This is a genomic window from Bradyrhizobium australafricanum, assembly GCF_020329495.1.
Lineage (GTDB): Bacteria > Pseudomonadota > Alphaproteobacteria > Rhizobiales > Xanthobacteraceae > Bradyrhizobium > Bradyrhizobium australafricanum.
The window spans coordinates 250,847-265,115 of sequence record NZ_JAGKJL010000002.1 but is presented as its reverse complement, the minus strand read 5'-3'; the positions used below and the strand labels follow the sequence as shown (position 1 = coordinate 265,115).

At 64.6% G+C, this 14,269-nt stretch carries 14 protein-coding genes; 2 read left to right on the top strand and 12 right to left on the bottom strand.

What is annotated here, in order from left to right; genetic code table 11:
- Nucleotides 1-136: 136 nt before the first annotated feature.
- From J6525_RS03020 to J6525_RS02990, 7 genes are all read right to left on the bottom strand, one after another.
- Nucleotides 137-643 (bottom strand): cytochrome c-type biogenesis protein, encoded by a 507-nt coding sequence (locus J6525_RS03020; RefSeq protein ID WP_141340771.1) that lies wholly within the window; start codon nucleotides 641-643, stop codon nucleotides 137-139.
- Nucleotides 643-2,625 carry a heme lyase CcmF/NrfE family subunit gene (locus J6525_RS03015; protein WP_092079692.1) on the bottom strand — a complete coding sequence of 661 codons (1,983 nt, stop codon included), beginning with the start codon at nucleotides 2,623-2,625 and terminating at the stop codon, nucleotides 643-645. The genes J6525_RS03020 and J6525_RS03015 overlap by 1 nt, the downstream gene beginning before the upstream one ends.
- Nucleotides 2,622-3,119 (bottom strand): cytochrome c maturation protein CcmE, encoded by a 498-nt coding sequence (gene ccmE / locus J6525_RS03010; protein WP_225641925.1) that lies wholly within the window; start codon nucleotides 3,117-3,119, stop codon nucleotides 2,622-2,624. Before ccmE ends, J6525_RS03015 begins: the two co-directional genes overlap by 4 nt.
- 59 nt (nucleotides 3,120-3,178) lie before the next feature.
- Complete coding sequence (gene ccmI, locus J6525_RS03005) at nucleotides 3,179-4,300, bottom strand: c-type cytochrome biogenesis protein CcmI (protein WP_225641922.1); 1,122 nt, start codon at nucleotides 4,298-4,300, stop codon at nucleotides 3,179-3,181.
- A 542-nt stretch (nucleotides 4,301-4,842) separates the two neighbouring features.
- Nucleotides 4,843-5,211: a VOC family protein gene (locus J6525_RS03000; RefSeq protein WP_028345268.1), complete on the bottom strand. Its 369-nt coding sequence runs from the start codon at nucleotides 5,209-5,211 to the stop codon at nucleotides 4,843-4,845.
- A gap of 58 nt (nucleotides 5,212-5,269) precedes the next feature.
- Nucleotides 5,270-5,470, bottom strand: a complete 201-nt coding sequence (locus tag J6525_RS02995) for a DUF6494 family protein (protein WP_027547784.1) — start codon at nucleotides 5,468-5,470, stop codon at nucleotides 5,270-5,272.
- A gap of 224 nt (nucleotides 5,471-5,694) precedes the next feature.
- Nucleotides 5,695-7,275, bottom strand: coding sequence for a winged helix-turn-helix domain-containing protein (locus tag J6525_RS02990; RefSeq protein ID WP_225641920.1), 1,581 nt, complete (start codon nucleotides 7,273-7,275; stop codon nucleotides 5,695-5,697).
- A 155-nt stretch (nucleotides 7,276-7,430) separates the two neighbouring features.
- On the opposite strand from J6525_RS02990, the gene J6525_RS02985 reads away from it, so the two are divergent.
- Nucleotides 7,431-7,754, top strand: coding sequence for a DUF1127 domain-containing protein (locus J6525_RS02985; protein WP_225641918.1), 324 nt, complete (start codon nucleotides 7,431-7,433; stop codon nucleotides 7,752-7,754).
- Nucleotides 7,755-7,950: 196 nt separating this feature from the next.
- Here the strand turns inward: J6525_RS02985 and J6525_RS02980 are convergent, their stop codons facing one another.
- From J6525_RS02980 to J6525_RS02970, 3 genes are all read right to left on the bottom strand, one after another.
- Nucleotides 7,951-9,345 (bottom strand): hypothetical protein, encoded by a 1,395-nt coding sequence (locus J6525_RS02980; protein WP_225641916.1) that lies wholly within the window; start codon nucleotides 9,343-9,345, stop codon nucleotides 7,951-7,953.
- A gap of 357 nt (nucleotides 9,346-9,702) precedes the next feature.
- Nucleotides 9,703-11,079 carry an ATP-binding protein gene (locus tag J6525_RS02975; protein ID WP_225641915.1) on the bottom strand — a complete coding sequence of 459 codons (1,377 nt, stop codon included), beginning with the start codon at nucleotides 11,077-11,079 and terminating at the stop codon, nucleotides 9,703-9,705.
- A gap of 292 nt (nucleotides 11,080-11,371) precedes the next feature.
- Nucleotides 11,372-12,034, bottom strand: coding sequence for a response regulator transcription factor (locus J6525_RS02970; protein WP_016841655.1), 663 nt, complete (start codon nucleotides 12,032-12,034; stop codon nucleotides 11,372-11,374).
- Nucleotides 12,035-12,446: 412 nt separating this feature from the next.
- Here J6525_RS02970 and J6525_RS02965 point away from each other — a divergent pair, with 412 nt between their 5' ends.
- Nucleotides 12,447-12,806: a VanZ family protein gene (locus J6525_RS02965; RefSeq protein ID WP_176936750.1), complete on the top strand. Its 360-nt coding sequence runs from the start codon at nucleotides 12,447-12,449 to the stop codon at nucleotides 12,804-12,806.
- An 18-nt stretch (nucleotides 12,807-12,824) separates the two neighbouring features.
- On the opposite strand, the gene J6525_RS02960 is transcribed toward J6525_RS02965, so the two are convergent.
- A complete protein-coding gene (locus tag J6525_RS02960; RefSeq protein ID WP_225641913.1) occupies nucleotides 12,825-13,058 on the bottom strand; it encodes a hypothetical protein in 234 nt (77 codons plus the stop codon).
- A complete protein-coding gene (locus J6525_RS02955) occupies nucleotides 13,055-14,212 on the bottom strand; it encodes a hypothetical protein (RefSeq protein ID WP_225641911.1) in 1,158 nt (385 codons plus the stop codon). The genes J6525_RS02960 and J6525_RS02955 overlap by 4 nt, the downstream gene beginning before the upstream one ends.
- Between the last annotated feature and the right edge of the window lie 57 nt (nucleotides 14,213-14,269).

Here is a 14,269-nt window from a genome sequence, read left to right as displayed (position 1 = left end):
GGGGGGGAGCACCTGATGGGTCTGAACATGGGGTCATCAGCCTTACGGCGCGCTGGCTGCGGAATTAAACTTTTGTAATCGAGGCGGCCGCCGCTGCGGCAGAATAGCGCAGGTAAATAAAGGACTTAAGAGGGAACTAAAGCGGCTTGTCCGGCGCGGATTCCGCCGCCAGCAGCCGTTCCAGGCGCGCCTGCTCGTCGGACGTCAGTCCAGGGGCGGAATCGCCCCCGCCCGCGGCCGGATTTGCCTTGCGCCGGCCGAGCCGCCAGAGCGCCAAACCGCCCAGCAGCAGCGCCAGCGGCGGGGTCAGCCACAGCAGCAGCGTGTGCTCGTTGAGGCGGGGCTTCAGCAGCACGAATTCGCCGTAGCGGGCCACCAGGAAATCGATCACCTGGGCGTCGCTGTCGCCGGCCGAGATGCGTTCACGCACCAAAAGACGGAGGTCGCGCGCCAGCGGCGCCTCCGAATCGTCGATCGACTGGTTCTGGCAGACCATGCAGCGCAGCTCTTTGGAGAGCTCGCGCGCCCTCGCCTCCTTGGCCGGATCCGCCATGACCTCGTCGGGCAGCACCGCCCGGGCTGGCATCGCGCCGAGCATCAGGGCCGTCGCAAGCACGGCGGCTGCAAGCGCGCGCGACCGCATCACTCGGCCGCCTGCAATGCGCGCGCCGCTTTCGCCGGCTTCGGCGCGCCGACCCGCAAGCGGCGGTCGGACAGCGACAGCAGGCCGCCGAACGCCATCAGCACCGGTCCCCACCAGATCATCAGCACCAGCGGCTTGTGATAGATGCGCACCGCGATCGCGCCGTCGGCCGAGGTATCGCCGAGCGAGATGTAGAGCTGGCTGGCGCCGCGCGTCATCAGCGCGGCCTCGGTCGTCGAGGCGCCGCGGGTCGTGAAGTTGCGCTTCGACGGCGTCATCACGCTGACCTTCTCGCCGTCACGCGTCACGGTGAATTGCGCGACCATCTCGCGGAAGTTCGGACCCTGCCGCGGGTTCAGGCCGTCGAGCCGCAGTTGGTAGCCGGCGACGCGAGCGACGTCGTCGGGCTTCATCGCGCCGATATATTCGCTGTTCCAGGTGGTCTCGCAGACGATCCCGATCAGCGCGACGCCGAGACCGGCATGCGCAAACGCAGTCCCCCAGGTGGCGCGCGGCAAGCCGCGCGCGCGGCGCAGCGAGAGCGACAGCGGAATCCGGAACAGCGCGATGCGCTCGGCGAGATCGCACAGCGCGCCCATGATGACGAACACCGCCAGCCCGATCGCGAGCGGCGCCAAGGTCGCGCCGCCATAGGTCCACGCCAACACCAGCGCCATCGCAACCAGCGCGACGATGCCGGCCACCATCAGCCGCTGCGCCGCGCCGAGCAGATCGCCGCGCTTCCAGGCCAGCAGCGGCCCGAACGGCACCGCGAGCAGCAGCGGCACGAACAGCGGCGCGAAGGTGAAATTGAAGAACGGCGCGCCGACCGAGATCTTCTCGCCGGTCAGAACCTCGAGCGCCAGCGGATACAGCGTGCCGATGAACACGGTCGCGCAGGCGGTGGTGAGCAGCAAATTGTTGAGCACCAGCGCGCCCTCGCGCGAGATCGGCGCGAACAGCCCGCCCTGCTTCAGCGCCGGCGCGCGCCAGGCGTAGAGCGACAGGCTGCCGCCGATGAAGACGAACAGGATCAGCAGGATGAACACGCCGCGTGTCGGATCGGTCGCGAAGGCATGGACCGAGGTGAGAACGCCGGAGCGCACCAGGAAGGTGCCGAGCAGCGACAGCGAGAAGGTCAGGATCGACAGCAGCACGGTCCATACCTTCAGCGCGTTGCGCTTCTCCATCACCAGCGCCGAATGCAACAGCGCGGTGCCGGCAAGCCACGGCATCAGCGAGGCGTTCTCGACCGGATCCCAGAACCACCAGCCGCCCCAGCCGAGCTCGTAATAGGCCCAGTACGAGCCCATGGCGATGCCGAGCGTCAGGAAAATCCACGCCATCAGCGTCCACGGCCGCACCCAGCGCGCCCAGGCGGCGTCGATCCGTCCCTCGAGCAGCGCCGCCACCGCGAACGAGAACGAGATCGAGAAGCCGACATAGCCGAGATAGAGCATCGGCGGATGCACCGCGAGGCCGATGTCCTGCAGCACCGGATTGAGGTCGCGTCCCTCCAGCGGCGGATTGGCGATGCGCAGGAACGGGTTCGAAGTGATCAGGATGAACAGATAGAAGGCGCTGGCGACCCACGCCTGCACCGCCAGCACATACGCACGCAGCGACAGCGGCAGATTGTTGCCGAAGGCCGCGACGAGGCCGCCGAACAGCGCCAGGATCGATACCCACAGCAGCATCGATCCTTCATGGTTTCCCCACACGCCGGTGATCTTGTAGAGCAGCGGCTTCAGCGAATGCGAATTCTCGTAGACATTGGCGACCGAGAAATCCGAGGTGACGTGCAGCGTCACCAGTGCCGCGAACGACGCCGCGACGAACAGCAACTGGGCGAGCGCGGTCGAGCGCGCGACGTTCATCAGCGCCGCATCGCGCCAGCGCGCGCCGACGATCGGCACGATGGACTGGATCAGCGCCAGCCCGAGCGCGAGCACCAGGGCGTAATGTCCACTTTCTGCAATCACCGCACGGCTCCCTGGGTCGGCGCCGCGGAGGCGCTCGGCGTATTGCTTGATTTGGCGCCGTAATCGTCCTTCCAGTGGCCCTGCTTCTTCAAGGCGTCGGCGACGTCCTTCGGCATGTAGGTCTCGTCATGCTTGGCGAGCACGGTGTCGGCGCGGAACACGCCGCTGGCGTCGAGCGCACCTTCGGCAACCACGCCCTGCCCCTCGCGAAACAAATCCGGCAGGATGCCCTTGTAGGCGACCGGCAGCGTCGCGCCGCCGTCGCCGACGGTGAAGGTCACGGCGAGATTGTCGCCGCGCTTGAGCGAGCCCTGCTCCACCAGGCCGCCGAGGCGGAAACGCTTGCCCGGACCAAGATGCTTTTCGGCGACCATCGACGGCGTCGAGAAGAACACGATGGAATCGCGCAGCGCGTTCAGCACCAGGCCCGCGGCGATCGCGAGCACGACGAGCGCGCAGCCGATCAGTGTCAAACGCCGTTGCTTCCTGGTCATGTTCCATCCTTGCGCATGACATCCTCCGAAAACCGCCGCGCACTTTTCGGCGTCATGCTCTATCCATCCAGCCCGAGATTCTTCAGCCCCTCATTGAGCTGACGCAACCGGTCCGCATCGTTGGCGACCGCCTGACGGGCATCCGCGAGCGCGCTCATCGCCTTGTCGCGCTCGCCCATCACGAGATAGGCGCGGACCAGCCGCAGCCAGCCCTCGACGTCGTCGCCATTGGTCTTCAGCCGCGTCGCCAGCCGATCGACCATGCCTTTGATCATGGTGCCGCGATCGGCCTCGCTCATGTCCTTGGCCGCGGCCACCGCGCCATCGGGCAGCGCCGGCGCGCTCACGCCGCCGGGCACGCTTCCGCCGACCCGCACCAGCGCGGCCTGCACCAGCGGCCGCCACGGCGCGTCCGCCGGCGCCTTCGCCAGCATCTTCTGCCAGAGCGCCGCGGCATCGGCCTTGCGGCCGTCCTGCTCGGCGGCGAGGCCGAGGAAATAGTTCGCCTTGGCATCGTCGCCATTCAGCGCGACGGAGCGCTCGAATTCCGCCTTGGCGTCCGCGGTGACGACGCCGCCGGCAGTCCCCATCAAGGCCTCGCCGAGATCGGCGCGGCGATCGGCGCTGTCGCCGGCATAGGTGATGGCGTTGCGATAGGCGCGGACGGCGTCATCGTAGCGGCCGAGGCGCGACAGCACCGGGGCCAGCACCGTCCAGCCGCGGCCGTCGGTCGGGTTCTTTTCGAGATGCGCCTCGACCTGCGCGACCAGATTGGTGAGCGGCTGGTTGGCGTCGGCCACCCGGCCGCGCTCGGCGAGCGGAAAGTCACCAAGGCGCGGCGAGCCGAGCGCGAGATAGAAGCTCGAGGCAATCACCGGCAATCCGACCAGGCCGACGATCGCGGCAGTGCGCCGCAGATTGAGGCTGCCCTGCACCGGGACCTCACGTCCGCCCCGATCGGCGGCGGCCAGCAGCCGCCTGCTGATCTCGACCCGCGCGGCATCGGCCTCGGCGGCACCGATGATGCCGGCGGCCATGTCGCGGTCGATTTCGGCGAGTTGGTCGTGGTAGACTACGACCTCGCTGCCGCCAGTATCCGCGCGCCCGCGGCGGCTGAGCGGCCACAGCACGGCAAAGATCGCCGCGACCGTCATCAGCGCGAACACAAACCACAGCGTCATCAAGCGGTTCCCGGATGGAACGGCGGCTTCCGGCAAGCCGCCTTAGAATCGCTTTACACTACCGGCGGCGAGCCCGGCAATTGACAATTGCTGGATCGACCGAAGGTCGAAATCAGGCGGTTTCCGGCGCCGTTCCGCCGGTATCGCAACGGTGTTACCTAGCCAAGGCGCGCCCGACCAAAATATCGAAAACAACCCCATGCACAGTAGCCGGCTTCCGCCGGTACTCGATCGACGCTTGACACGTCGGGCAACTCAGTGCCACACTTCCATTATTCCGAAATTGCGCAAATGCTTGTCATCCCGACCTGCCAGGCTCGTCGGTTTCCCGCCCGCTTTCAGGGCAAAGTGGACACGCGACCCGACCCCGGCAATATCGTCCTGCGACCCTTCTGCGACATCCAGGGATGTTCGCATTAGCGCGACGCGGCGACGGGCGGCGGATGAACGCGTCACGCCGTCACCGAGGATCATTGTTATGCAGCGTGGCATTTGAGCACCCAGGCCGGCTGCCGCGCGGGATGGTAGGTCGCTTCGAGCTGCTATTCGACGGAAACTGGGAGCAGAGGCCGGGCGAAACTGAGTTCGTGGCCATCGGGATCAATCAGGTGGAAGTAGCGCTCACCCCATTCGGCGTCGCGGGGGACAGTAGCCGGCTGGTATCCGGCTGCAAGCGAACGGTCGTAGAGTTTGTCAACATCGGCAACATAAAAGATGATGCGTCCCCACCAGGACCAGCACCGATCGGCAGGCTGGGCGATGAGGTTGAGATAACTCGCACCAGCCCGAAAGCTGGTGAATGACGACTGTTCGCCGCCATGCAGGACCTCAAATCCCAAGGCGCGGTAAAATCGGACAGCCCGTGGCATTTCGTGGGTGCCAAGCGTGACCGCGCTGATCCCCTCGATCATGGAAACAACTCTCCTGCACTATTTCCTGCGTCGTTTGTAGGTAAGACTTCTCTCGCGGTCAGAGTGCGACTGTTTCCTCGACAACATGTTTCAGCGGCGTCCCCTCAGCGGACAGGGTCATTCGCAGTTTGAGCTCGCCACCTTTCACCGCCCCGCTACGCACCAGGTTCTCGATTTCACGCTGCGATGTAACTCCGACATGCTTCAGAAATTTACGGATAGCCATATTGAAGCGGTCTTCATCGAACTCGGCGGTCATGGCTGTTCTCCCTGATCGGGTAGCCAAAGTCTAGCACGAGGTGAGCAAACCCCAAACATCGAGGCCGCGCTCGCGTCGCCGCCGACTTCCTCCTTACCTGGATCGCCTACCAACCTCGGCCCGGATCTGAAGACTACACCTGACGCTGCAATGTCGGCACGCTGAGGTGGACCGGACACGGCTGAGCGCGGTCCTCGACCGCTGCTTGTGACCCATCTGCGACATTACCCTTCCGGTACTCCTGCCAATCGCATGCCTTCATAAATGCGCTCACGTTTGGCGAGATAAGCTGGATTATCGCTCGACGGGCTGGCGCGGAAGCGGCGGATGCTGAAATTAGGTTGAAGCGCGAGCCCTGCTTGCGCCGCGGCCCGCGCGTCATCGAGTGCTCCAAGCAGTGCTAGGGCAGCGGCGAGCCCAAGATGCGCAAACGGATAATTTCGGTTGGCGTCGATGCTCCTGCGGAGCCAACAGACGGCTTCCCTATCGGCACTAAGTTGCAACTTAGCGAAACCGACATACTGCATCCACATGAAGGCATGAATGTCGCGGGGAGACAGGCGGAGTGCCTCTAAGACATGCGCCTCAGTGTCCCCGCCGCGACCGAGGAAAATCTTGGCTTGACCGATTAACCCGTGCGCATGGGCCAGATTTCGGTCCAACGCCAAAGCGTGTTGTAGTTCGTCAATGCCCTCGGACACGCGGTTCGTGAAAATTTTTGCTGTTCCCAAATGTAAGTGAGCCAAGGCGTGGTTCGGCGCGAGGGTCAGGACATGCATGACGGCCACTTCTGCTACGGTAAGGTACTTTATCCGATTGTCGGTCATGTAGCCGGCACCAACAATGCCATCAACATGCGCTAAGCCCAGACACGCTTCGATATTGCCGGGATCAAGCGTCAGGGCACGCTCGAAAAAGTGGCGCGCCTGCAAGATATATTCGGAAGTCAACCCCATATTGAGCTTAGCTCTGCCCTGGAAGTACAACTCCATTGAATTGGGATGCGCCGAACGTTGTGCTCTCACGGCCTCGGCTGCGACGAGCTGCGCGTCTAAGGAGTTAGCTAGCCTAGATATGATCTCGTCCTGCATATCGAACAGATCGGCGACGGGTTTGTCAAAGCGGTCCGCCCATAAGTGCGCGCTGGTTTCAGCGTCTACCAGCTGCACGTTGACGCGAAGTCGGCTTTCGTGACGCTGCACGGAGCCTTCTAGCACATACCGGATGTTCAACTCGCGACCGATTTGCTTGAGGTCAACTGCTTTGCCCTTGTAGGTGAATGCGGTGTGTCGCCCGATCACCAATGAGCCGCTGATCCGCGACAAGTCCGTAGTGAGGCTTTCCGTTACACCATCGACGAAATAGTCGTGCTCTGGGTCGCCGTTGAGGTTGGCGAAGGGCAACACAACGATGGAGAGGTGAGGCGATGAAAGCGACATTTGTGCCGTGCCGTCGTTCTGCGCCGCCGAACTAGCCGCCGCAGTTTCGGGCGTCTGCCCTTCGTGCACCACGCCAACGAAGCGAAAGCCTTTGCGCGGCAACGTTTTGATTAGGCGCTGCTTGTCACCATCGTCACCGATTGCGGCGCGAGCGGCATTCAAGCGGGTCGTCAACGCGGCATCTGAGACTATGCGTCCGTTCCAAATTGCGCTGATGAGATCGTCCTTGCTGACGACGCGCTCCCTGTGCCGGATCAAATGGTCTAGTAGATCGAAGACCTGCGGCGTGATGGGAACAGGGATGGTCCCGCGATGTAGCTCGCGACGGTCAGTATCGAATGCGTACTCCTCGAAGAAATAGCGCATCTGGCGATCCCTTAAAGGGCGTTCGATTTTCAGGCTTTAACGCCCTCGAACGCAAAGAATAAGCCGCTGGTAAGGAAAATGTAAGCCGGATGTCAGGCGCGGTGGCTCGTCGTACAGCATGTTCGTCCTCCGAAAAGTAGACAGGACACACGGCAATGAGCACAGTCCAAGAGATCACCAAGTTGCAGCACAGAGTAACTGCCGACCGGCCGGTCTATAGTCCGCTCGAAGCATATTGGAAGGCATTTCAGGAGTGGCGCAAACGCCGGAGGCTGCAAACGGAATTATGCCGCCTGACGGACCGCGAGCTGATGGATATTGGCACGACGCGAGGCGAGATTGACTACGTCGTGTCGAACAGAGATGTCGACCCGCGAGGCATACGAGCCGAATGGGTCCAATACCTGCCAACAGTGGACGGCCAAATCCACCCACATTGGGACAAGCACCTCTCAGAAACACGCGTCAAACCTCGCTAGTGCAATGCGCGGAAACCATCGCGGTCTGCTACGCAAGCCGTTATGGCTGCTTCTGGCCCCTTAGCCGACATGACCAAGCGCGCCTGTTTTGTCAGCTTACCGTTGGCAATGCGGACGTTCGTACGGCGGACGGATTTACAAGTACACGCCCTGGTAAGTGGGATTTGGAGCGATTCGAACCGTACCTAGGCTATCGCTACCCCGCGCGCGACGACTTCCGTTCGCCGGTCACGGCGTTTTCGGCGGCCCGGTTCATCAGCGAGGCGTAGTCGTGGCCGAACAGCACCTCGCAGAACCGGATCGCGGCCTTGACCTGCTGCTGGCGGAAGGCCCGGACCCGGGCGTCGCCGCCGCGCAGCGACTGCACCAGCCCCTCGGTGGATTGCTCGACATAATGTTGCAGGTCCGAGAAGGTCCGCAGCGTCACCTCGTTGATGGCGAGCTCGCTGGCATAGGTGCGGCACACCGCGACGAAATCGATCAAAGCGGCGGCGTCCTCGACCTCGGTCGCATCGATCTTGGCGCCGGCCGTAATGTCCTTGTCGGCGCGCTGGCGCAGGATGCGGCGGACCCGGCCCGGCACGCTGTCGATCTCCGATTGCAGCGCGTTGGAAGTATCGGCGCGGACCGAGGTGAGCTGGCGGCCCCAGGTGGAATCGTTGCGCAGGTCGAGCTCGGTGCGCAGGCCGCGGACGCCGTCATGCAGGGTCTTGAGCTGCTCGCCGACATAGTCGAAATGCCCGCGCCTGATGTCGGTGCGCAGGCAGGCCGCGACGAACGACAAGTCATGCAGCGCGATGGTGACCGCGACGCCGTACGGCGTTGCCGCGACGCGGAGCTCGTCGTCCGAGGCCGCCATCTTGATGGCAAGGCGGACGATCTGCCATGGCGCGGCGAGCCGCTGCGCAATCAGTGACAGCGCGAACGGCAATAGCTGCGGCGTCTGCAGCGACGGCAGCTTGAGCGCTTCGGTGGCGGACGCGATCTGGGAATCGGCAAACACCCGGATCTGGCTCGGCAGCCGGCTTCCCAGGGTTTCCAGCGCTTCGCGGGCCTGCAGAACGAGGCCGATCGGCAGCAGGTCCTCGACCACGTTTGGCGGGCCGACGCGCGACAGCGCGCGCTGGCGGTCGTCCTGACTTGGCGCCGCGATCTTGAGGATGGCGTCCGCGGCGGCAAGCTGGAACTTGCGCGCGGCGGTCTCCATCGGACCGCTCTCCGTGGCTGCGGCGAGCGCCGCCTCGAACGCGCGAGCCGCTTCGGGCGCGCCCTCGCGGGCCAGCCATTGCCAGATCGGCAGCAGCGAGGCGCGTCGGATCTGGCCCGCTCGCGTCGGGAAATTGGTCTCGGCGAGGAACGGCTCGAGCGGCCGGAACAGGAGCCGTGCCGGGTCGTCGCTGCGCGGCTGGATCTGCTCGTCCTCCTCGGCCCCACGCACGATCTTGCGCAGCTGCTCGAGGACCAGATTGGCGACGGCGACGTCATCGCCGCGTTCAACGGCGCGCTCCAGCTCCCGCATCAGCAGCGCCTGCGATTGCGGCGGAAGCTGCGCGAGATAATCCCTCAGCCGCTCGGTCGATTTCTGGCTCATGCCCGGTCGTGAAAGCTTGGTGCCCGGCAAGCGCCGCAGCCCGTCCGCCCGCAATGATAGCGGCGGGCCCGTTAAGAAGCCGTTTAGGAATAATAGCGGCGTCGATCCTCCCAAGGTAGACTAGAGCGAGATGGGTTTAGGTCGGATGGCGACCGCGGCGGCGCTGCGCTCCCTCGCCCCGTTCTTACGGGGAGAGGGTTGGGGTGAGGGGCCGCCTCCGCGTATCGGGTGATAGCTGCGTTTACGGAGACTCCCCCTCACCCGGAACGCATCTAACGATGCGTTCCGACCTCTCCCCGCGCGCGGGGCGAGGTGAAGCGGAATCCGCCGCTCGATTCAGAGTAAAGTCATCTTGTGCTACACCGCCGGCAACACGAGCTCGGCACGCAGGCCGCCGATCGGCGCGTTGTTCAGGGTGAGATTGCCGCCGTAGAGGCCGGCGAGATCGGTCACGATCGACAGGCCGAGACCGGAGCCTGGTTTTGACTCGTCGAGCCGCTGGCCGCGCCGCGACACCTGGGCACGCTCGGCTTCCGACAGGCCGCGCCCGTCGTCGTCGACCACAATGCGCAGCCTCGGCCCGGCGCCCGAGGCCTCGGGCGATACCACGGTTACCTCGACGAACACCTGCGAAGCCGCCCATTTGCAGGCGTTGTCGACGAGATTGCCGACCATCTCCTCCAGATCCTGCCGCTCGCCGCGAAACCGTGCCGTCGGATCGGCGTTCGCCTCGATCGAGAGGTCGCGATCGCGATGGATCTTCTCCATGGTCCGGCGCAGCGCCTCGATCACAGGTGCGACGTCGGTGATGGTGCTGACGATGGTGGCACGGGCGGCGATCCGCGCGCGCTCGAGATGGTGCGCGACCTGGTCCCGCATCAGATCGGCCTGCTCCAGCACCTTGCTGGCGAAAGGATCGGCGGTATGCGCGGCCGCCTCGTTCACGATCACTGAGAGCGGCGTCTTGATCGCATGGGCGAGATTGCCGACATGGGTGCGCGAGCGCTCGACGATCTCCCGGTTGGCATCGATCAGCGCATTGGTCTCGCGCGCCAGCGGTGCGATCTCGACCGGAAACCGGCCCTCCAGCCGCTCGGCGCGGCCGGAGCGGATATCGGCGATCGCATCCGAAATGCGCTTGAGCGGCGCGAGACCGTAGCGCACCTGGAAGATCGTGGTCAGCAGCAGCACGATGCCGAGCGCGGCGAAGGTGCCGCCGAGATAATAGTCGAAGCTGCGCGTCTCATCGAAGATCTCGGTGGCATCACCGGCGACGCTGACCAGGAACTTGCCGTCGGCGCCGAGATCGACCGGCCGCTCCACCACGCGCAGGCTCTGGCCTTCGGGCCCGTCGACATAGCCGAGCCGGACCCCGGCAGCGGTCAGCTCGGCGCCGTGCTCCTCGAGCTTGGGCAGCTTCTTGTCCCACAGCGAGCGCGAGGCGCGGGTCTCGCCCTTTTCGGTATCGGTCCGGGTGATCTGCCAGTACCAGCCCGACAATGGCAGGTCGAACAGCGGCTCGCCGAGCGACTGGAACTGGCGGTCCGCCGGCTCGTCCGGCGTCGCCACCTCGGCGATCAGGGTGCGCAGATAGAGATTGAGCCGCCGGTCGAAGGCGCGCTCGGTCGCGTCGCGATAGACCGACGACAGGATGACACCCGTGATCGCCAGGATCACCACCACCCAGGCGGTCGCCGAGACGAACAGGCGTGTCGCGAGCGAGCTACCGCCCATCAGGACACGAGCTCGAACATCGCATCAGCGGGCCGCGACAAGGCGAGTTCAGACATGGCGAATCCAGTCCTCCTGGCGCGGATCATGCCAATGCCCGCATCGCGATCAAGCACCTTAAGAGCATGATCCGATTGAATAGGACACGCTCTTATCCCGTTGTTTGGTCCGCGCTTTCTTCACGCGAACGAACCGGCATCCACTTAGCTCGAAAATGCTTCAAGAGCATGATCTCCGCGCAAACGCTTCGCGTTTGTCGCAGGGAAAACCGCTGCGCACTTTTCCGGATCATGCTCTAGGTCGGCGGCGAAAGCATGTAGCCGAGGCCGCGCACGGTCTGGATGATATCGACTTCCAGCTTCTTGCGAATGCGCCCGACGAACACCTCGATCGTGTTGGAGTCGCGGTCGAAGTCCTGGTCGTAGAGATGCTCGACCAGTTCGGTGCGCGAGACCACCCGCCCGGTGTGGTGCATCAGATAGTCGAGCAGATTGTACTCGTGCGAGGTCAGCTTGATCGGATTGCCGTTGACGGTGACCCGCTTGGTCCGGGTGTTCAGCGCCACCGGCCCGCAGTTCAGTTCGACCTGGGCATGCCCGGTCGCGCGGCGCAGCAGCGCGCGGATCCGCGCCAGCACCTCCTCGAGGTGGAAGGGCTTGGCGACATAGTCGTCGGCGCCGGCGTCGAAGCCCTGAACCTTGTCGCTCCAGCGATCGCGTGCGGTGAGGATCAGCACCGGCATCACCCGCTTGTTCCGCCGCCAGGCCTCGAGCACCGAGATACCGTCCATTTTCGGCAGGCCGATATCCAGCACCACCGCATCGTACGGCTCGCTATCACCAAGGAAATGCCCCTCCTCGCCGTCGAACGCGCGATCGACCACATAGCCGGCGTCCGTCAGCGCGGTGGTGAGCTGGCGGTTCAGATCCGGATCATCCTCAACGACGAGCAGACGCACTTTGGCCTCCGAGAGTGAGCATTACGACATTCCGGCACCAAATGAGGCTTCCGGCCGTGAACGGCTTATGAATGGACCCGCAAGGCGCCGCTTATTTTTCGTCAGGTGCACCATCCCGGGAACCCGCGCAAGCACCCCTGGTTCCCTCCATGAGATGCGCGCGAAGTGAGATTCGGTTTCAGTTTAAGGTATTTTAATACCCTGAACTTGAAAGCGATTGCTGTTGGCAACCTTCCGGCGGACCGGAGCGCGGACAACATGTCGGCGTCATTTGCAGTCGACCGGCAAGTTAACCTTCGACGACCATTTTCATGTCGCCGACACCGGCGATGCGCTAATTCAACCGCGGTGCGCCCAGCGCATATGGACCGGGAAGAACGCGTTGCTTGTTTCAAAGATACGGAGGTTCGGCGTGATTGCGGGCTGGCTTGCGCTTGCGTTCATCGCCTTCGTGACACTGTCCCCGATCCAGGACCGTCCCTCGCTATTTCATCCGCAGATCGAGCATTTCGCTGCGTTCGCCGTGATGGCGCTGGCCTTCGTGCTGGGCTATCCGCGGCGCACCGCGCTGATCGTGCTCCTTGTCATCTTCAGCGCGTTCACGCTCGAAGCGATGCAATTCCTGACACCGGACCGTCACGGCCGCCTGATCGACGCGATCGTCAAGGTGGCGGGAGGTCTCGTCGGCATCGGCGTCGGTCGCTTCATGCTGCTCGTGCTGCGCAACCAGCTCGGCCGGCTGAGGTCGGGCGTGGAGCAGTCCGCGAACTGAGCGGCCGGCGCATTGCGCTCAATCGCGCTTCGGCGCTTCCGCCGACTTCGTGTCGTCTCGCGCCATGCATTGCTGAAAGAAATGCAGCCGGTCGCCATTCATCGGCACGGCCCCCGGTCGCTTGTAGGGGTAGACCATGTAGGCCGCGCGCAGGCAGCGCTTTGCGGTCTCGGCAGCCGGTGCGGCGATGGCGGCACGCGATGCCAGCAGGAGCGCCAGCACGACACTGAACCGGACGGACACTCCGCTCACGGTTTCTCGCATTCCGAGTAGAACACGCCGTTCGCAGCCGCCAGCCGCTGCAGGCAATGCCGCCTGTCGGTGACCGCGCCCTCGACCGTGAAATCGTAGGCCTGCGCCTTCAGGATCAACGCGTAGCGTCCCGGCGGCAGCGGCGCGTCGTCGCGCGGCAGGACCTCGAACATCTGCGGATCGTCCTTGAGCGGCGCCGCGCGGAACGGGATCGAGATGTTGCGGATCACCCAGGTATCGTCGCCCGGCGAGACCACCGGCTTGCCGGTCGCGTCGAACGTGGTCTGCTGGCTCACATGCGCGATCAGACGCACATCGATCGGATCGGAGGCGCCGCCGGCACCCTCGCGCCGGAACACGATGAAGCGGAGATGTCCGTCCGGCAGCGTGGTCTCGCTCGGCCTGGTGATCGCCGCCGAGATCGCCACCCGCGGATCCGGCGCACGCCCCTGGATCAGCTGCAGCTCGTAGAGCTTGCCGCCGCTCTCGGCGTAGACGCCGTAGGCAGTCGGCAATGGCCGTCTCGGCACCGGCGGTTCGGCCGCAGCGGCCGGCGCCGGCACGGCCGCGACCACCGCCGGCCTTTGGGTTTCAGGCGGCGCCGATGCCAGCGTGCCGGCAATCATCGCGCGGGCCGCAGCCAATGACACGCCGCGTTGCTGCAGCAGGACAACGGCCGCGATCAGCCCGAAGAACGCCAGCATGACAACGTAACGCAGCGGCGCCGACGACGACCATCGCGGTCCGCGCGCCACCGCGGCAGGCTCGACGCGATCGAGGGTCGTGACAAAGGCCGCCTCGGCATCGATCCGGGGCGGTGCCTCGATCCGCCGCGCAGCGCCCGCCGCCTCGAGGAATGCGGGCAGCGCCCGCGCCGGCGGCACCTCGAATTTCTCGATCACATTGCTCTTGGTGTGCGCTTCGACGCCTTCGATCGCCACTTCCAGCGCCTGCATCAGACGCTGCTTTTCCGCCGGATCCTCGTGCGCGAGCTGCTGCAGCTTCTGCCGCGCGAGCTCGTAGACCGCGCTGCGCAGCTGCTGCGGGTCGGCGCTCACGGAATCGATGGTTCGCGCCAGCACCAGCGCGAACTCCACCTCGGGGTGCGCAGGACCGATGTCCCTGACCGTTCTCTGGGCCGGCGTCGGCGTCATAAATGTTAGTCTGGTTTGCCCATAATGTTACAACATTCTATGTGGATTTTACTGTTA